Here is an 18,928-nt window from a genome sequence, read left to right as displayed (position 1 = left end):
TCCACATTCTTTTTTATTTTGAATGTCCGCAAAATCCGTCCTACATCTGACGGACGCCACGGAACATCCAAATGATGCAGGGCAACCAGACGGTCCTGCACATTGGTTCCGGCTCCCATCTTCTGCGTGGAACCAATCAAAAAACGAACCTGTCCGCTTCTTACCTTGCCAAACAGCTCCGTCTTTCTTAACTCCGTATTCGCTTCATGAATAAAGGCAATCTCTTCTTCCGGTACACCCCGGTTCACGAGTTTTCGCTTGATGTCATGGTAGACATCGTCAAACACCTCTGCTTCTAACATATCATTTCCATCACCTGCAGTCGTTTTCCCAACGATCTTCGGTGTCGAAAGGTCACAAAAGATAAGCTGTGCGGATTTGTCTGCCTTTGTCCTGTCCCATATTTCATACGCCTTTTGCACAAGGGCGTTGACTTTGGAATGTTCTTCATCTGGCAGTAACCGATTGATCAGTCTCTGATCCAGCGCCAGCTTCCTTCCATCATTTGTTATCTTTAACATGTTATCTTCATGCGGTTCCACTCTCCGGTCACGGACTGCCTCCGCCCGCTCCGCTAACGATGCGACCATCTCCTTTTGATGTTCGCTCGGCTGTAATACTACATTTTCATACTTTGCTTTCGGAATCGGTAAGTTTAACATATCCGGTGTTTGTATATCCGCACACTCCTTAAACAGGGCGATTAACTCCGGCAGATTGTAAAACTTGGCAAATCTCGTCTTTGCACGGTATCCGGTTCCCTCCGGTGCAAGTTCGATCGCTGTCTGCGTCTCTCCAAAGGAAGATGCCCAGGAATCAAAATGCCCCAGTCCCATCCGCTGCAGCGTATCATACTGCAGATAACGCATGTTGGTGTATAATTCCGTCATACTGTTGGAAATCGGGGTTCCCGTTGCAAAGGTAATGCCCTTTCCGCCGGTCAGCTCGTCCAGATACTGGCATTTGGCAAACATATCGGAAGATTTCTGTGCTTCCGACTGCGCAATACCCGCTACATTACGCATTTTTGTATGTAAGAAAAGATTTTTGTAATAATGGCTTTCATCTACAAAGAGCCTGTCCACGCCTAACTGTTCAAAGGTCACAACATCATCTTTTCTGGAAGTATCATTGAGTTTGTCCAATCGTGTCTGAAGGGTTTTCCTCATTTTCTCCATCTGCTTAATGGTATAGCGTTCTCCCTGCTCCGCTTTAATTTCTTCAATCGACTGCGTGATCTCAGCAATCTGCCGCTCAATAATGGCAGTCTGTCGTTCAGCAGATAGCGGTATTTTTTCAAATTGACTATGCCCGATGATCACCGCATCATAATCGCCGGTAGCAATCCGTGAGCAGAACTTTTTACGATTTGCCGGCTGAAAATCTTTCTTGGTAGCCGCTAAAATATTGGCTCCCGGATACAATCGTAAAAAGTCACTGGCCCACTGCTCCGTCAAATGATTTGGTACGACAAACAAACTTTTCTGACATAAGCCAAGACGCTTGCTTTCCATTGCAGCCGCAACCATTTCAAATGTTTTTCCGGCACCGACACAGTGTGCAAGCAATGTATTATTTCCATACAAAACATGAGCCACAGCATTTTTCTGATAACCCTTTAACTCAATATCCGGTGTCATTCCCGGAAACTTCAAATGAGAACCGTCATACTCTCGTGGTCTGGTGGAATTAAACAATACATTATACTTACTCACGAGTTCATTACGCCTGTCCATGTCACGGAATACCCAGTCCCGGAAAGCTTCCCTCATGGCATCCTGCTTCTGTGCGGCAATCGTTGTTTCTTTTTTATTGAGAACTCGCTTTTCTTTGCCATCCTCGATCACTGTGTCATACACACGGCTGTCCTTCAGATTCAGAGAGTCTTCCAAAATCTGATACGCATTTCTCCGGCTGGTTCCGTATGTCATGTTTACAAGTGCGTTTCCTAAGTCTGCATTTTTTCCCTTCACATTCCACTGCCCGGTCACATCGGAATACTGAATCTTTATTACATCACGATTTAATAAATGCTCCGGTGTCTCAAACACTTCCCGCATAAAATCCTCGATAAATCTCGGTTCAATCCATGTTGCTCCAATCCTGACTTCAATCTCACTGGCATCCAGTTCTCTCGGCTGTACCCGTTTCAATGCTTCCACATTGACCGCATACATGGGTTCATTCTTTGCAAAAGTTTCGGCTACTTCCAGTTTGTTTCGCACATTTCCGCTTAAATAAGCATCTGCCGTTTCCCATTCCTCGCTAAGCGGATTTTTGAAGATAATGCCGATCAACTCGTCGGTCAGCGTATTTTCATCTTTTCCACTCAGTTCCGACATGTATTCAAAATCAATCGCTGCTTTTTCTGCCAATGAAACCGCCAATGCTTCACTTGCCGTATCCACACTGGTCACAACTTCTGCTTTTTTTATGGTGCGCTTCGTAAACATATCCGCTTTTCCAAGAAAGTTGCCTTCCTCGTCCTGTTTCTCCAGCGAACAGAGCAGACAATAGCTGCTGTCCTGATGAAACGCCCGCTTATTGGTTTGGGAATAAATTCTTCCATAGTCTTTTACAAAGGAATCATACAAATCATTTAACTGTTTCTGCCGGAAATGAATCTGCTCATCCGGATAATCTTCTAACTGTAACCGGATCAACTCCCGTGTGCAGTCCCTTATGGCAACCATGCCCTTGATCCTCTCAAGCATTCCCTCAGAGGCTTCTACCGGACGCATCAAAGAGTTTTCCCGATAATACAGCCGTTCATCAATCAGCGCATAGCTAAAGTTCTTTACTTCCGGCACGGCAGGGATAACCTCTGCCGTCAACTCCTCATTCAGTTCTTCCAGTTCAATTTCCTCATAAGAACCCTCGATAAAAGACAGACTCTTTTGTAACTGCTCCTCGAAAGGAAGTGAATCATCCGGCACACAGGTACTTTCCATTCCATACGGTCCGCTGACCATTTCCATCGAACCAACAACCATCTCCGGATGTTCCACAAAATAGCTGTTCATGGCAATGCCATTCTCATCCTGTGACAAATGCACCCAGTCCGGTTCTATGTCTACAATGCGGTCACGCTTCTGTAAGAAAAGGATATCCGATGTCACTTCCGTTCCAGCATTGGCTTTGAATGCGGTATTGGGAAGTCGTACCGCCCCCAATAGTTCTGCTCTCTGTGCAATGTACTTTCGCACCTTTGGATTTTCCTTATCCATCGTTCCCTTACTGGTGACAAAAGCAATTACACCGCCCGGACGCACCTGATCTAACGTTTTTCCAAAGAAGTAATCATGGATCAGGAAATTGAATTTATCGTATTTCTTATCTGCCACCTTGTACTGACCAAATGGAACATTACCAACAGCGGCATCAAAGAAGTCATTCGGAAATGTCGTTTTCTCATATCCATCCACGGTAATATTGGCTTTCGGATATAGCAGTCTGGCTATCCTTCCTGTCAGACTATCCAGCTCAACACCATACAGATGACTCTCCCGCATCGTCTCCGGCAGCATACCAAAGAAGTTGCCGATTCCCATCGAAGGCTCTAAAAGATTTCCTTTTGTAAATCCCATTCTTTGCAATGTCCGGTAAATCCCCTGGATAATCACAGGACTGGTGTAATGAGCGTTTAAGGTACTTTCCCTTGCAGAAATATACTCTTCCTCTGACAACAGGGTTTTCAGTTCAGCGTACTCCTTTGCCCAGGCACCCTTGGTTTCATCAAAAGCATCCGCAAGACCGCCCCAGCCGACATACTTTGATAAGACCTCCTGCTCCTCATTCGTTGCCGGTCTTTTCTCCGATTCAATCGTTTCCAGTGTACGAATGGCTTCCACATTTCGCTGAAACTTTTCTTTCGCTGTACCGACACCTAATTCCATATCGGAGATTACATAGTTTTGTGCTGAAATGTCCGACGGACTTTGTATTGGTGACTGGCTTTCTATTTCCTGTAAAATATCGTTCTCTCTGACCGGAACAGATTCTTCCAGTGGTGAAATATCTTTCTCTGACAGAGTCTCCATCTCTTCTGAAACGATTTCTGTTTCATCATCTACAGTTCCCAGTTCTTCCTTTGCCTGCTGCAGTGCTTTTTCTTCCTGCTTCTGCTTATACGTAGCATACTTTACCTTGTCTTCTGCCGAAAGATAACGATCCTCTTTCATCAGCTTTTCAATCCGTTTTGCCACGATATTCCATGAAAGAAGAACTTCCGCATCCGGTGTCATAATGCTGCCCTTGCGTAATTTAATTCCTTTCGCATCATAATCCTTAAAGCTGCGATCTGAACCTGCCAGTGCATGACTGGTACCTCCGGTTCCATACTCGTTTTTCAGAAAATCAGCAGCTTCTTTTAATGTATGCTCCTGATGATAGAAGTCATAAATGCGAAAACTGCCATGCTCAAAGCCGGAACCTCTCGTAAGAGTGTAGTCAATCTCATCCGCTGTGATAAAATCTTCAACAGCCACTTTTACTTCTTCCAGCAGTGGATAAGAAACCTTTTCTTTTAAAAGATCAGCAAGGTCATCCCGCAGCTCTTTTGGATCTTTGATCAGACGAAAACGGTACTGTATTTCTCCGGCATCTACCTGTTGCAGTGTCTGGTCCATCTGCTCTACAATCCTTTGAACATCCTCCCCATTGGACAACATATCCGTAATGCGTTCATGCTGTACCGGATAATCATATCCATCGAACCCCAGTTTCTCTGGAAACGCTCCAACAGAGTCCCGGTAATAAAAGAAAAGCATATCGGCAAACTCTTTTCTTACAAACTGTTCAGCCAGATATGCTTCGTTGCTGTCAATGTAACTACCTGCTTCGATCTGTCCACGGATTACAGACTCCACAGCACTCCAGGAAAGATGTAACTCCGTGTGCTCAAAAGCAGAAGTGCCATGTGCCGCATACATTCCATCCTCATTAAACCAGACCGAGATCTGTTCCCCTCCAAGTTGAAATCCTTTGCCGGTTTCTCCGTATTCTTTCTGAAGAAAAGCCGCCATTTCTTCCGGTGTTTTTCCGGTCTGATACTTATGATAAATTCGTTTCCGGCTGTTTTCCTTTCCTCCGCCGGTGCGAAGAATTTCCTCGATCTGCCCCGCAGTTATCGTGCCGAAAAGGAATCTGGCCGATGGCATTTCTGCCTGTGCCATCGCAATATTTCCCACCTGCTCCGACATAAGAGAAAATAAATCCATCTGTCGATAGGGACTGTCTGCAGGCGGTTCATACTGCTCTAACTCTGCTACTGATAAACCAGTTCCTTCAGAACGATCTCCTCCGCCTGCTGATAGATCCGGTTCATCTCTTTCGTCCACTGCAGCGGATCGTTCTGTTTCAGTTCCTCCGTCATGGTCTGGTTCTTCGACAACTTCTGTGTCAGCACCTCGAACCTCTCCTCCGCCTGTTCCTGTATCTCCAGGCAGTGTGTCAGCAGTTCTCCGCTCAGAAGAAGTCCCGTGTAAATCCCCTTCCTGTGGTTTTTCAGATAATTCTTCCGCAACACTCCGTATTTCGTCAGCATCGTTCCTTCCTGCTCCGAAGGTATCAGATTCGGAATCCGATAGTCTCCGTTCCTTTCGTATGTCAGATTCATGCCCTGCCACCGCCCTTTCTGTATGATTATGATTTCCTATATATCTTCTATTTTGCAATAACGCCCTGTCATACCTTGCAATCGTTCTTCCAATCCGGATCAGCACCGGTTCACATAACTCCGAAGTGGTACTGCCAAGCACCGATAAGGTTCTGAGTGTATTAAACTCATGGATGTAATCAAAGGTGAAATCATCGGCAAACTCCGTCATATCACATCCACATCGCTTCAAGATGGTATAGCTTACACTTTGCACCAGCATTTCCCGAAACCGGACAGCAACTGCATCCCCATCCAGATCTTCCAGGAAACTGTTTGCCGCTTCCTCAATCACCTCATCGACCGCTTCCTCATAAAAATCTTCCGCTATTCTTTCGGCAATCTCATAAATGCGGTTTTCAAAAGGAAGGGCATCATTGGTACTGCCATAAATGTGCTCCAGTTCGGCAAGAACCACTTCTTTATGTTCTTCCCTCAAATGCCAGATAAACGGATCTTTACCAATCCGTCTTGCCTTATGAACATCGGACACATCAAAGACATAGCGAAGTTTTGGTCTTTCACTTTCCCCATCAATAAGGGCAATTCCTTTTGCTCCACGGTTTACCCAGCAAAACATCCTCTCATTCCACATTTCAAGCGAGGCACAGGCAGTTGCGTCCGGTCGCTGTGCATAGATGAGTAGCTGGTCCTCAAAGGGATATTTATATAACCTTGACGCAACATCAAGGTATCGAATCCACTGCTCTCTGCCACGACAGACTTTCTTTGCGGTCTCTCGTGCTAATACAGAGATTTTTACATATTTCGTCATTCCTTTTTCCTCCTGCACCTGCTTTGGTTTGGACATAATGTCCAAACGCTGCTGTTACTGATCCCGGCTTTCTGCAATGGCGGTTATGTACCCCATCAGCCTTTTTTCACTGTCTGTATTCCTTTCAATATCAATCCTCATCTTCTCATCATTTCTTTCTTCGTTTTTTTCTGCTTCCATTTGTCTGTACCTCCAATTCCTTTCACTGATTTCTTGTTTCATAGACATAGGGCTTTTGGAACATGAGCTTTATACTCCTTCTCACAAGCTGAGCCAATGTCAATCCGTTTTTATGATAAAATCCACAAAGTCCGATGATACCGATCACCGGCATACACAATGTAATAGCTGTATTGAGCCCTGCACCAAAGTAAAAATGCAGAAGCAGGATTCCTCCCACTCCTGTAAGCAGTGCACTTGCTCCGAATACGCACTCCCTGAAAGATAATCCCTTGAAGAAATCATCCTTAAAGGCAGCCACATCCGGATTGATTGTTTTAGTCATTGATTTCCTCCATTTCTATAGATTAAATGCTTTCTGCATGACACTGTCCGACATCTTTACCGAGGATGAAATGACACCCATCTTCAAGCAATACTCCAACAGCCGTATGATTGCATTATCCGTGTCGATTGCAACGGTATTGATAAAACTGGCACTGATAACAATCACTACCGCAATGAGCAGCGCAGAAAACACATATCCGAAAAAGGTGCGTATATAGGAATAACCCACATTTGCCGTCTGACCGCCGGCTGCAAGGGTAGACAATGCCACACCTGCAAACGGAGCGATCATGTAAATCTTCAGAATACGATTTAACACCGTCAGCACCACGATAAATCCACACACCACGGTAAATAAAAAAAACAGGATACTCGTCAAAAAAGCGGTCATCGTTCCAAAGTCGGCACTGGATATATTTTCATACACCTTTACACCATCAAAGTCATAAATCATTGACAGTTTGTTTTCTCCCAAAATTGCGGAGGTCAGGTTCTTGCCCCATGCAAAAAACTTCGGCATATAACTTAACGCCATGCTCATCACATTTGAGGTTATGATCAACCGAATGAACATTTTTATTGTTCGTTCAAATGTCAGATCTGCATGTAAATCACAGCTGTCCCTGCAAAATCCATACAAGAAAAAAATGCAGAGCAAGGAAACTGCAACTACATTTAAGGTGGTATAGATCGTTGATATATTTTCCCAGACATCTTTATAGGTGCCGGAAGATGGATTTTTCGTCAAAACATCGGCTGCCAGTTTCATCATGTCATTCCATGCGTACCCAGCAGCTTCAAAAAAGTCTTTACCGCTAAAGAAGTCTCCTAAATCGGAAAAAAATCCTGTTACAGAATCCCACAATCCCACCGTCATCACCTCCTTTCAGGATTCCAAGTCTTCATTACGATACGCCCAGTAGTTTTAGAATTGCCGGAACTGCAATCATAACCAGACCACCAATTACTTTTTTGATTGCCTGACTCTGCTGTGTTGTATCATGTGCCGAATACCCGGTACCAAAGTCTAATAAACCCCAGGCAAGAAAAATCACACCAACTCCACCAACACAGCCAAGAACCAAGTCCTTGATTACATTGATGCCGTCCGTAACTTCCGTCACTCCGGTATCTGTTGCATCACTTTTTCCTTTTTCACTTTTCGCCAGTGCTGCAACCGGCACATTTGTCAGTATCCAAAAATAGATCAATGCTACCGTTCCTGCACCCCGTTTCCATAATCCATTGCAGCGTGGTTTCATAACCTCTAATTCCTTATGCATTGTTATCCTCCTTGCTTTCTGTTATCGTTTCCTGCAGCCGATTACCATAAGCCGCTTATCTTTCCCATCTATCGTTCGGCAAGTAGAAAGCGTTACAAACTTATATTTCCGAAAGAATGCCTCCGCATCACTTTCATCCATTTCTTTTTTCATCTTCTTTGCCGCTTCACTCTGAAACTTGCTGTAACATAGGATTTTCTCTACCATCCCGTAATAGTCCTTCTCATTTCCGTAATCCGTAAAAGAATAGTAATCTGCATATTTGTCCGTTTCCAATACCGAAACGATATGATAGTCCTGCTCCTTTCCCTCTACCGGAGTAAACGAAAACACGGGATGTTCCTTAAAAAATGTTTCCTCTCGGAAATTTTGCAGATAGCCAAAGTACCGTCTCCCATTGATGTTGTGACCGTAAATGATAAGATTGTCACTGTCTGTCTTACAGCGGACATCTAAAAACGGTGTCCCATAAAAGTTGTAATCACCATGCACATCCCGGTGAAGATAATACTGCCAATCACCTTCGTGATGACCTTTGATGCCTGTCTGCATAACCGGATAAGAAAAGCCGGTGCCTTTGATTTCTAGCCACCCGATCATATCTTTGTACTTTTTGTGGAGGTTCCGTACACCGCCTTTTTCTTTCTCCGTGGTAATCTCTTTTTCTATGTTGTCCTGCTTAATCTCCTGATCCATGGTCCTTTTTAACCAAAGTCCAAGAGCCAAAGCAATGACTGCTAAAATAAAAAAAGGGAAGAAAAGTATTCTTCTTGAAAATACCTTTCTTCCCTTTGGGGTTGAAATGTTATTTAGTTGGTTCATAATTGCGCCTTTTACTCTACCTTTGATTCTATGAATCGGACCTTATTATTTCTATTTTATAATTTTTGTTCCAAAATTTTTCTTCATTCTCCCCAACACCTTCAGGCATTTGTTCCAAACACTGTCCCTTTTTTTGGTACTTAACTATTTCACTAATTTCTGCTAGGGCAAGTCTATGAGCTGCCCTTGAGAAAGAGGTGTCTGTATAGTCGACTGGAGTAATCTTTATTTCGATTTTATATCCAGCTTTTATATATTTATTAATTATGCGGGGAACTAATTTTGAGAGATTATTATTTAAATACATATAAATATGACCTCGTCCTGAACCTAGCAATCTATTTGCAATATTAGTTGATTTCCCGATATACAGACATTTGCGTCTTCCATTCTTTTTTCCAAAAATTTTATATATTCCAACAATATTTTGATTATCAGCCAAATCAGATGGAATAAAAATATTATTTTTTTTCGCTACAATAATTTTTTCTTTAAATGTCATAACACGTCACCTCCACAGTTTTCGATTCATCTAAATTTTTTCTCGTACACTTTTACATATAACATAATAATATATTTTAATAATCTATTTCTACGATTATTCCAAACACTTTGAACTATGTCATTAAGAAGCACTTCCACTTTTTCTCTCAAATTAATACCTACTTTTTCTTTTCTGCATTTATCAATTTCCACCAAGCACATAAACAGTTTACAAGTCGTTACTCCACTATTCATACTCGCAGAATCATATTGATATGACGCTTCTTTTAAGTGAGTCATTGCCACTTCATATTGATTATCAAATAACATGCCTAAAATTCCCAAGTAGCGCATTGCAGTATATTGCTGTCTTACATCTTTGACAACATCATTTCCCATGTTTATAATAATGTCATTACAATTCATAATCGTTTTAGCATCCTCCATATGTTTTTCTAAGTAATATTTGTATCGCAATGGAAAACAAAACAGAGACATTATAAACCAATCCGCATATCTATTTAGAGGTGTTGATATATCCCAATCAATTATATTTTTCTCCGTTTGTTTGTTTAATTTTATATATTCTAATTCATCTAATATAGTTTGGGGAGATTTTCTCATTGCTTTCGCAGCAAAATTCCAAAGCCCAAATTTAGACAAAATATCCGATAATGCCAATAAATCTTTGTTAGGCTTCATTCTGGAAATATACTTTATTACATTTATCCCATCAGCATTTCGGAACAAATGATAATTAATATACCAGTTACGCTTAAAAAATTGATTATCAGATTTTTTAAAATGTTCCTTATTTACAATTGTACCATCAGCAATATCTAAGACCTGACATATTCCAATTGCAAGATATTTTTGAGATTTTTCACTATTTCCCTTTAAAGCATATTTGAAAAATTCATTTTTCCAATCATATGTATTAAAATTTTTATGCTTTAGCTTATTTGTAATAGCAATATCACAAAACACTTGATCAGTAACCGCATGCAATACATAATTTTTTTCAAATGGTGCAAATATTTCATTGAATTCTCTTCTATTAAAATCAGTTTGTTGAACTTTCTCTTGTGAAACTTCATTGACATGATTTAATATAATAGCGCTTGAATTACTTCCCTTATCAATTTTTCTAAATACAGGATTCACATCAAAATTATCAGAACAACTATATCCTGCAAATATAAAGCAATAACCTTCGTATATCCATTCTGCAATTTCATTACAAAATTCATCAGAAAGTGAATTTTTTATCTCATTGAGAGATATTCCTATGTTATCTAAATGATAGGCATCGCCATGAGGGTAATAAATGTTTCCCTCTGACTGCTTGTTCGACCAAATATACATATTGAATTTCTCACTAAACTCAGGCATATCACTTAATTGTGTACTATATAAAGAATTATATGCTTTTTGAATTTGGTTTCCATAGTTCATGGAAACAATATTAGCTCCACTTCTTAAATATTCAGCCAACACAAAATGACAATAGTTAGGTGGTGCGTCTAAAAACGCCGAAAATCCTTGCAGTATATTTGTCGGTCGTTTTAATTCGCCTTCAAACAACTTGATTTCAGAAATAATTGTTTCCATCCTTGGGATTCCATTTTGAAAATTTCTTTCAATATGCTGTTTTAAATCCTCATAATAACTTCCACAAGAATACTGCAAAAGGCTTTCCATTAAAGATTTAGCTAATGGTAATCCTGTTGGATAATTGTAATCTACACCTGCTCCTAACCAAAACACTATTTTCTGTGGATCCATTGTTTTAATTGTTTTTATCAAACTGTCTTTTGTCTGTAGCACATATATCCTCCCCTTTGTTACCACCCGAATACTATTACAAAATCTACATAAATAATAACACTGGCATCTTTAATTGTTACCTTCACAAATCTTATATCACTACCCTTATTTTTTTAATTAAAATAGGATTTAATAATTTATTAACCTCTATGGACAATAATATCTTTTTGTAAGCGACCAATTACATCATCAAGGTACTCTACCAGTGCCTTTCTTGCCAGTTCTTTATTTATTCCATCATAAGACGCTTTACTTACTCGGTCCTTAAAATCTTCTATTTTTTCTAAATCGTTCGCAAAAAACTCATTTATATTAGATATATGATATACACCATCAAACATATCTCTAATCGACCATAATTCCTTGACCGTAGCGTCTTCCATTTTTTTATATAACTTATCCAAATCCAGCAAATCAATAAAACTGTATCTAAGGAAAAATTCATTGTAATGTTTATCACAATATTTTAATAACTTATCACTCCAATCATTCCCCTCTAAACACTGTGTCAATTCACCTAATTGAATACTATTATTTTTATTATCAACTTTCAATTTTAGTTTATTGACATACTTATCATATTCTTGTTGCGATTCCGTTCCTCGCTCAAACGAAAAACTCTGGCGATCAATATCCACTGGCTCATCAGATTTGCTTATATTCTGATTCATCGTTTCAACTAACTTATCCATATCTCCCACATTATACCCGTAGTTTTTCAATTGGATCAATCGACCAATAATTCCCTGATAACTTTCATACGAATATTTATCTTCGCCAATTTCTCTTCTAAGAAGATGTATTAACTCTTTAACTTCTTCATCCTCCTTTTCCCACCAGGCACTTAACTTTTCATATGCCTCCGCCATACCTAATCTAGCTTTTTTCCTTCTTTTCTCTTCCTCATCGTATTCTTTACGCAACGACACAACAGTTCGAGTGAATTCATCCTTTGAAAAATTTAATGAAACGCAATACTTCTCTAAAAATTTAAACGCTCTTGTCTGACTATAAATACTTTGTCCTAATGGTACATAACCAATTTCTGTAGTCAGACACAGATCTTTTATATTTCCACCCCTTTTATAATATATAGTAAATAATGCAATATATTTAACAAACTCGTTCATTATCCGCTCAAAGTACGAATCTGTATTATAACTATTTTTAATCATTTCTTCATAAACTTTTCTTATACTCCTTAATACACTAATAAGAGTTCGCAAATTATTGCAATTTTCATCCTTAAAATAATCCAAGATTTTCGATTTATTTTTCTTTAAATATTCGTTAAAATTATGGGGATTCTTAAAATCTAAAATGATAGAATCATAAACTTCTCCCATCTGTGGCTCATAATTAATCTTTATTCCAATCACCTTTTCTTTTATTGAGCCATACAATATATCTTCATTAAAAAGATTTTCCGTTTCCTTTTTTAATTTTTTTATATCAATTCCTTCATTTTGATCATCTGTTTTTTTACAATCTTTTTTTCCAAAATTGTATTTTCTACCAGACAATATAACCTGATATTTATTTTCTAAATTACTGCTTAATGTTATTTTTCCAATCTCATTTTCATTAGCTAACACAATAACTTTGCACTTGTTATGTTCGACCAATCGATTCATGTATCCAAGCATTTCATTTATCGAAAAACAACACCTTTCTAAATCATCAAAGCAAATTATCCAATTACTTATATTTATTTGTGGTAAAATTTTCTTCATCTTAGATAAATCAATATTAACTGCCCCTAATGATGCAGTAAGAATATTACTTGCCGTTCCAATTACAGCGTTAGCAGCTTTAAGTTTACCGGAATGCTTATTTCCTAGACATTGAAACATTATTTCCTTAGATACCTCGCTAATAGATTTCACCCCATATAAAGAAACATATGCATACTTTCTTGGTTTACTTTTTCCATTATCAATATTTTGAATTATATCCATCAAAGAATGTGTCAAAAAGTATGTTTTTCCTGAACCCCAGTCTCCATCTATCATCACCGCATATTCTGCCCTAGAATCCCTCAAATACTCTTCAATTACACCTTTTAATTCCTCTCCATACATTTTATCTACACTCCTCTCTTGCCATATCAACAAAAACATCTATTTCTATTTTTGTATCTATTTTTATTTCTGTAAACAACTGATTGTATAATGCAGGGAACAAATTCTCGTTCCCTACATTAAAATTATACCAAATCAACTGCCACACTTCTACAAAAATCTTATTTCTTTACCACTGCTCTTTTCTTCCAGATTATCACCACTGCACCAACTACCGTAAGCAATCCTGCAGCAATCGGAATAACCGGCATGTTTCCACCCGTCTGTGGGGTATCCGGCACTTCCGGAATCGGTGCATCCTTAACCGTCACTGTCTGCACTTTCCCAGTGTCTTTGATCGTCAACTGCACCGGCTTTGCCAACTGATAACCAGATGGAGCGGAAACCTCTGTAAAAGTGTAAGTCTCTCCAACAACCAGTTTGCCGGTGATGTCGTAAGCATCATCTTTTGTAACGAATTTCATTACTTTGTTTCCTTTGGAATCTGTTACAACAAACTTTGCACCGCCAAGAGCCTGTCCTGTCTCCTTGTCCAGTTTCAAAAGCTGGATATGCGTCTGCTCATCCACCATAATGATCTTATCATCGGTATGATCAGCAAAAGTTCCGTCTTTCTGTTTCATGGCAACTACAGATGTATAAGAAATTCCAGTTTCGCCGGATACTGCACTTCCACTGACTGGTTTTACCGTAACTGCACTTCCACTTGCCACTGTATCTGTTGGATTTTCTGCCACAGAAGATGCCATCACAGACTTTATCTGATAGGTGATCGCATCTGCAGTAACATATCCGTCTGCAGGTCTTGTTTCTGTCAATGTATACTCTTTATCGTGGAACAGTCCTCCTACAAGAAGATTTCCCTTATTATCAAAAGAATACTTAAAATTCTGGTAGCCATCCTTCTCTGTTACATATACTTTGACTGAATCCTTATCCCCGGATGTCCAACTGATAACCTTTTTGCCGGATGCATCTGTGATCTCCAGTTTACAGCCATCAACCTCTTTCGAGCCTGTTACATCAACCTTGCTGACCACATTGGTTGTCTGTGTGTTTTCTTTTACTGCTTTTGCTGTGATCATCCTTGTCTCTGCATCCTGATACTCCAAATGAATGTTGATCGGCGTTGTATCCATATAGTAACTATCAGACACGGACAGTTCCTGCAGATAATAATCTCCGGAATTTAACTTCAGACCAGCAACATCGTTTGTTGGCATCGGAGAAGCTGTTTCTGCAGAAGCAGTCTTTGTATAAAGCTCACTCATAAGCGGCAGTTTCTTATCTGATACAACACTTCCATCCGCACCTGTAGTTAATGTTGCAAGCTGCGTTCCTGCATCTACGATCTTTTCTCCGGCATAGTTGTAAATATCATGCTTGGAATACAAGCCAAACTGTGCTCCTTCAATGGATTCCTTCGTCTTTGCGTCCTGCTTAATCAATTCCAGCTTCGTGCCGGCGAAGTCGTTTTTGATATGGAGCAGACCCTTGTCATCGGTTGCATCGGTACTGTTAAGGACATATTCGTCCTCCCCATCCTGCCACTTAAATTCCAAAGACCACTCTTTGGCCTCCGGATACACATATCCGTATGGTGTATTTGTCTCTTTCATCTTATATTTTCCTAATGGCAGCAACACATGAATGGTTCCGTCTTCATCCATTGTATAACCGGTAATGCCACCGCATTCCGATGTAAATTCCACACCTTTTCCGGTTGTAAGAACAGCCACCTTATCGCCATCTTTGAACCATGTGTCACGGGCATCGTCGGTACTCTGTCCGTCCTGTGTCACAATGTCTCCATCCGCATAAAGGGTAAATTCTACACCATCCAGTTTCACATCCTCAAAAATAAACTCCTGTTTCTCTTTATCCCAGCCTTTTAATACCTCACCTGTTTTTAAGAGATTCAGGCGTCCTTTGGTTTCCTCATTCAGATACTCCAGCGTGATCGTTACATGATGATATCCATCCTCGTCAATGTAACTTTCATAATTATCTGCCTTGCTGTTTACCACAACCTCCACATACTGATGGTTAATGTGCATGCCATCTGCAGCAGCCACTTCATAAATATGATAGGTTCCGGAACGAAGAGAATCCACAGTTACTACTTCACCGGATTCATCACAGATAAAGGTGTCTACCGTCTTTTTCTCGCCATCCTCCATGTATTCCTGTGTTACCAGTTCTTCTTTTCCATCTACTACCTGATAGATCTGATAACTGGTTCCCGGCTTCAGTACCGTTTTCTCCGTGTTCTTGTCTTTCTTGATTATCTTGAAATACGCCTTAAATAACTCATTGACCTTTTCAAACTCATACACCTTACCATTTTCTGTCACGTTTGCTTCAAAGTCATCGACATAATAGGCATCCACATCACCGGAATCCACCTGATGCACTACATAAGTTCCATAGACCAGATCGCCGGTTACAGCATAACCGTCTGCATCTGTTTTGATCGTTGCTCTCTCGTCATCGGCACAATTATCATAACTGCCCTTCGACTTCAAATACACCTGAAAAGTTGTGTTATTCTCCGGGTAATACTCTTTCTTCGTCGGATCATAAGACTTCTTTTTCACAGCAATCTTTCCTTTGATCGGTGTATCTGCGAAATTAGTCTGAAACAGAATCGGTGTAAATTCATCTGTTTTAGCGGAAGCATCAATCTTTAACTCTTTGACTTCATCACTAAGTAAAAAACCTGTCGGGGCTTGTATCTCTTTCAGGTAATACGTATTACCACTTCTGAGATAATCGGTTGTTAATTTTCCTCCACTAATTCGATAGACACCTGCGGTTTTGGCATTGCCTGCAGCATCAAATACCTTTGCTTTCTGTGTGCATGCCTTATCGGAATACAACTGAAATACCGCACCATCCAGTGTTGCATCTCCATGAGCCGAACCGTCAGCAGAGCCGCCAGACTTCTTCGTCACCTCGATTGTTGCCTTTTTATACTTATTGGTGATCGTTGTCATATATGCCTTGCTGTACTGCGTTGGATGTTCCACCAACTTGTCCGGCCAGTCTCCATTACTGTTTTTCTGCCAGCTATTTGCTTCTTTCAGGGTAATCTTTACCCCTTTGACCATTGCCGGATCTAAGAAAATGTTCTTATTGTTTCCAATACTGTCCTCTGTCAAAGTATAAGTATTGGAAATATCTTTTATCTGCGAATTCAGGTCTTTTTTGATCAGATCCTCTGCTTCTGCTTTGGTCATGTTCTTTCCGAAGTGAATCCCCTGCTTGTATCCATCATCTTCCAGAACTTCTTTGGCAGCTTTCTTCTGGTCAGCATTCATATTAGCCAATGCAGCATCCGTATAATACGCCATTTCGTCTGCTTCCAGACGATAAGTCATTCTCCAGGCAACGGTCCCACCGTCTGTCGTAAGTCCGCTTACCTCAAACTCCGTATTATCATCTTCATCTGCATTGCTTGTTGTATCTCCATTGCGGTCAAACACATTAAACGAATACAGGTCATCCAGGTTATCTGCAGATAAGGTAAACTTAATACCGCCTAATCCTTTCCCATCTTCGTCCTGCTTATGCAACGTGATTCTCTGACGGTAATAGGTATGATCTGTTATCGTTTTATAATTTGGATTCTGTAAAATATCTGCATCAACCGTGATCAATTTCTGATAGCCTTTGGTTGCTCCGGTCTTTTCCCACATGGTTGCTTTCGCCTCCCATGTACCACTCGGCTGAAAGATCTGCTTATACAGATCTGCCACGGTTTTATTCGGAAAATAGCCGGTATTTGCTTTTACCTGCTTGATCACATTTTTAAGATTGGCTTCTGAAGTATTCCCCTCCGAAACCGCCCATATGAGTGCCTGTCCTAGTACAAAGGCTTTCTTTGCACGGTTGCAGTCATTCACATAAAAACGGATGATCTTTGCATAATAACCGTGTTTTTCTCCACCGGTATTCTGATTCCATGTATGGGTATCCGTCACCTGATAGGTATTTCCGGTATGACAGGTCTTACCCAGACTGAGGCAGAATGCCGTCTTGCTGCCGACATTGATCTTCCACCATGTCCCGGATTTCGTTTTGGAACCGACATCCACCGTTCCTAATCTTCCATAAGAAGATACCGTTGTTTTTGCTGTTGTTGCAGCACTGACATTCACTGTATTCTGCGGCAACAAGCCACACAGCATAGATAATGCCAGCAATCCCGTAAGCATCTGCTTACATCTTTTCTTCACTTTTGATTTCATGATAAACCTCATTTCTACGCATATTTCTTTTTTTCCGCATCCACTGCGTCAGAATGCAGACTGATTCGCTTATTTGTCCGGACTTTCTTTCTGCACTGTCCGGTGGTGGGCGGATGAGAAATGGCATCTTTTTTCCTCCAATCAAAAAAAGCAGGAAATGTATTGTCTTTCTTACATACATTTCCTGCTTCGTTATCAGTTACTCTATGAAATTTTAATTATCTGAGAGAATGATTTCCCTTGGCATATCTTTTGTTACTGTTATAGTTACTTTTTTCGCTTTATCATATCCATCCGGTGTTGTCTTTTCATAAAACACATAGGTTTTACCAATTTCTAGGACAATCCGTCTTCCAGACTCTCCTACCGTGATCCGTTTGCTTGTGTTCCATCGGTCATTTTCCTCATAATAACCGATGGTGGCACCACCAATATACTTTCCACTTGCCTTGTCCCGACGCTTAATAGTAACAACTATGTCTGCGACATCCTGCTTCTTTTTGGAAAGATTCTCCGGAGAACCATCATAAAAGACCGCACACCAGGTATCCTTGTAGCGGGCAATCGCACCACATTGATAGTCTTTATTCAACAGATTCCGGTAATGCCCAGGACTATGCTTCCACGAAAGCATTACTTCTTTAGCACTTGTCTGTCCGCTTGCCATATTTTCTCCAAAAGATATGTTATTGATCACCAGTATATCACCAAAAAAGTTCTCCATGTCAGTCGGAAGATTTTTATGCCCATCATAACCACTGTGTTTTAAGCGGTACAGAGCAAACCGATATAACTTATCCGACCATGTCAATGCCTTTGCACCTTTCTCTGCCCGGTACCTGTTCTGGATGGTAAATGCTTTCTTTGCCTGTGCCTTATAACCATCCTGTCCTTTTCCGATCACCTTGATGCTGTAATGGTACACTTGCACCTTTTTATGACCTTTATATAATCGGATCATCATAGTGGTTCTTCCGCCGGCTTTGCCTTTCAGGTAAATATACTTTCTTCCGTTTGCCTTCGCCTTCAACACCTTTTTGTTTTTCACACGGACTTTCACTTTGGAATACTTCTTCAGCTTTGTCGGTGCAAAACGGATTCCTGCCGAATCCTTGTTTAAGTCGATGGTCATCGTCTTGTTCAACACTTTTTCTTTTGCATCTGCCGTAACATGCTGCGTCAAAAGCACCATCATCGCCATAAAAAATACCATGCCTGTTTTCATCATCTTTCTCATATCGTTC

Annotated in this window: 13 protein-coding genes; 1 reads left to right on the top strand and 12 read right to left on the bottom strand. The window is 40.4% G+C overall.

Annotation, left to right across the window (positions count from 1 at the left end; translation table 11 throughout):
- Both DXB73_RS15155 and DXB73_RS14835 read right to left on the bottom strand, forming a co-directional pair.
- Positions 1 to 5,024 (bottom strand): SNF2-related protein (locus DXB73_RS15155; protein WP_347560013.1); only part of this gene is annotated, 5,024 nt, incomplete at its 3' end.
- 242 nt (positions 5,025 to 5,266) lie between these two features.
- On the bottom strand, positions 5,267 to 5,617 hold the full coding sequence (locus DXB73_RS14835; RefSeq protein WP_243103980.1) for a TnpV protein: 351 nt from the start codon (positions 5,615 to 5,617) through the stop codon (positions 5,267 to 5,269).
- A gap of 169 nt (positions 5,618 to 5,786) precedes the next feature.
- Here DXB73_RS14835 and DXB73_RS14830 point away from each other — a divergent pair, with 169 nt between their 5' ends.
- The gene (locus tag DXB73_RS14830) at positions 5,787 to 6,302 is read left to right on the top strand and encodes a hypothetical protein (RefSeq protein WP_243103981.1); all 516 of its coding nucleotides are present in this window, start codon (positions 5,787 to 5,789) and stop codon (positions 6,300 to 6,302) included.
- Positions 6,303 to 6,485: 183 nt separating this feature from the next.
- Here the strand turns inward: DXB73_RS14830 and DXB73_RS15075 are convergent, their stop codons facing one another.
- The 10 genes from DXB73_RS15075 to DXB73_RS07020 form a co-directional block, all read right to left on the bottom strand.
- A complete protein-coding gene (locus DXB73_RS15075) occupies positions 6,486 to 6,611 on the bottom strand; it encodes a hypothetical protein (protein ID WP_279221295.1) in 126 nt (41 codons plus the stop codon).
- A 22-nt stretch (positions 6,612 to 6,633) separates the two neighbouring features.
- A complete protein-coding gene (locus tag DXB73_RS07065; RefSeq protein ID WP_118690601.1) occupies positions 6,634 to 6,936 on the bottom strand; it encodes a PrgI family protein in 303 nt (100 codons plus the stop codon).
- Positions 6,937 to 6,951: 15 nt separating this feature from the next.
- Positions 6,952 to 7,809, bottom strand: a complete 858-nt coding sequence (locus tag DXB73_RS07060; protein WP_147354455.1) for a hypothetical protein — start codon at positions 7,807 to 7,809, stop codon at positions 6,952 to 6,954.
- A 34-nt stretch (positions 7,810 to 7,843) separates the two neighbouring features.
- Entirely contained in the window at positions 7,844 to 8,221 is a 378-nt protein-coding gene (locus DXB73_RS07055) for a hypothetical protein (protein WP_118690599.1), read from the bottom strand.
- Between the two features lie 21 nt (positions 8,222 to 8,242).
- Positions 8,243 to 9,043 carry a class B sortase gene (locus DXB73_RS07050; protein WP_118690598.1) on the bottom strand — a complete coding sequence of 267 codons (801 nt, stop codon included), beginning with the start codon at positions 9,041 to 9,043 and terminating at the stop codon, positions 8,243 to 8,245.
- Between the two features lie 28 nt (positions 9,044 to 9,071).
- On the bottom strand, positions 9,072 to 9,545 hold the full coding sequence (locus DXB73_RS07045; RefSeq protein WP_118690597.1) for a hypothetical protein: 474 nt from the start codon (positions 9,543 to 9,545) through the stop codon (positions 9,072 to 9,074).
- Between the two features lie 26 nt (positions 9,546 to 9,571).
- Positions 9,572 to 11,353, bottom strand: a complete 1,782-nt coding sequence (locus DXB73_RS07040) for an SIR2 family protein (RefSeq protein WP_118690596.1) — start codon at positions 11,351 to 11,353, stop codon at positions 9,572 to 9,574.
- Between the two features lie 140 nt (positions 11,354 to 11,493).
- Positions 11,494 to 13,434, bottom strand: a complete 1,941-nt coding sequence (locus DXB73_RS07035; protein ID WP_118690595.1) for a P-loop NTPase fold protein — start codon at positions 13,432 to 13,434, stop codon at positions 11,494 to 11,496.
- A gap of 161 nt (positions 13,435 to 13,595) precedes the next feature.
- A complete protein-coding gene (locus DXB73_RS07030; protein ID WP_182448197.1) occupies positions 13,596 to 17,684 on the bottom strand; it encodes a SpaA isopeptide-forming pilin-related protein in 4,089 nt (1,362 codons plus the stop codon).
- Positions 17,685 to 17,898: 214 nt separating this feature from the next.
- Positions 17,899 to 18,921, bottom strand: coding sequence for a CAP domain-containing protein (locus DXB73_RS07020; protein WP_118690592.1), 1,023 nt, complete (start codon positions 18,919 to 18,921; stop codon positions 17,899 to 17,901).
- Positions 18,922 to 18,928 lie beyond the last annotated feature (7 nt).

It is taken from the genome of Clostridium sp. OM05-6BH (assembly GCF_003481635.1).
Lineage (GTDB): Bacteria > Bacillota > Clostridia > Lachnospirales > Lachnospiraceae > Butyribacter.
Note: the sequence above shows the minus strand (reverse complement) of the source record. Positions and strands in the feature narration are given on the sequence as shown.

Coding starts and splice junctions, on each gene's coding strand:
- DXB73_RS14830 (WP_243103981.1), top strand. CDS start 5,787: ATGGATGTAATCAAAGGTGAAATCATCGGCAAACTCCGTCATATCACA.
- DXB73_RS07030 (WP_182448197.1), bottom strand. CDS start 17,684: ATGAAATCAAAAGTGAAGAAAAGATGTAAGCAGATGCTTACGGGATTG.
- DXB73_RS07020 (WP_118690592.1), bottom strand. CDS start 18,921: ATGAGAAAGATGATGAAAACAGGCATGGTATTTTTTATGGCGATGATG.
- DXB73_RS07035 (WP_118690595.1), bottom strand. CDS start 13,434: ATGTATGGAGAGGAATTAAAAGGTGTAATTGAAGAGTATTTGAGGGAT.
- DXB73_RS14835 (WP_243103980.1), bottom strand. CDS start 5,617: ATGAATCTGACATACGAAAGGAACGGAGACTATCGGATTCCGAATCTG.
- DXB73_RS07045 (WP_118690597.1), bottom strand. CDS start 9,545: ATGACATTTAAAGAAAAAATTATTGTAGCGAAAAAAAATAATATTTTT.
- DXB73_RS15075 (WP_279221295.1), bottom strand. CDS start 6,611: ATGGAAGCAGAAAAAAACGAAGAAAGAAATGATGAGAAGATGAGGATT.
- DXB73_RS07065 (WP_118690601.1), bottom strand. CDS start 6,936: ATGACTAAAACAATCAATCCGGATGTGGCTGCCTTTAAGGATGATTTC.
- DXB73_RS07050 (WP_118690598.1), bottom strand. CDS start 9,043: ATGAACCAACTAAATAACATTTCAACCCCAAAGGGAAGAAAGGTATTT.
- DXB73_RS07055 (WP_118690599.1), bottom strand. CDS start 8,221: ATGCATAAGGAATTAGAGGTTATGAAACCACGCTGCAATGGATTATGG.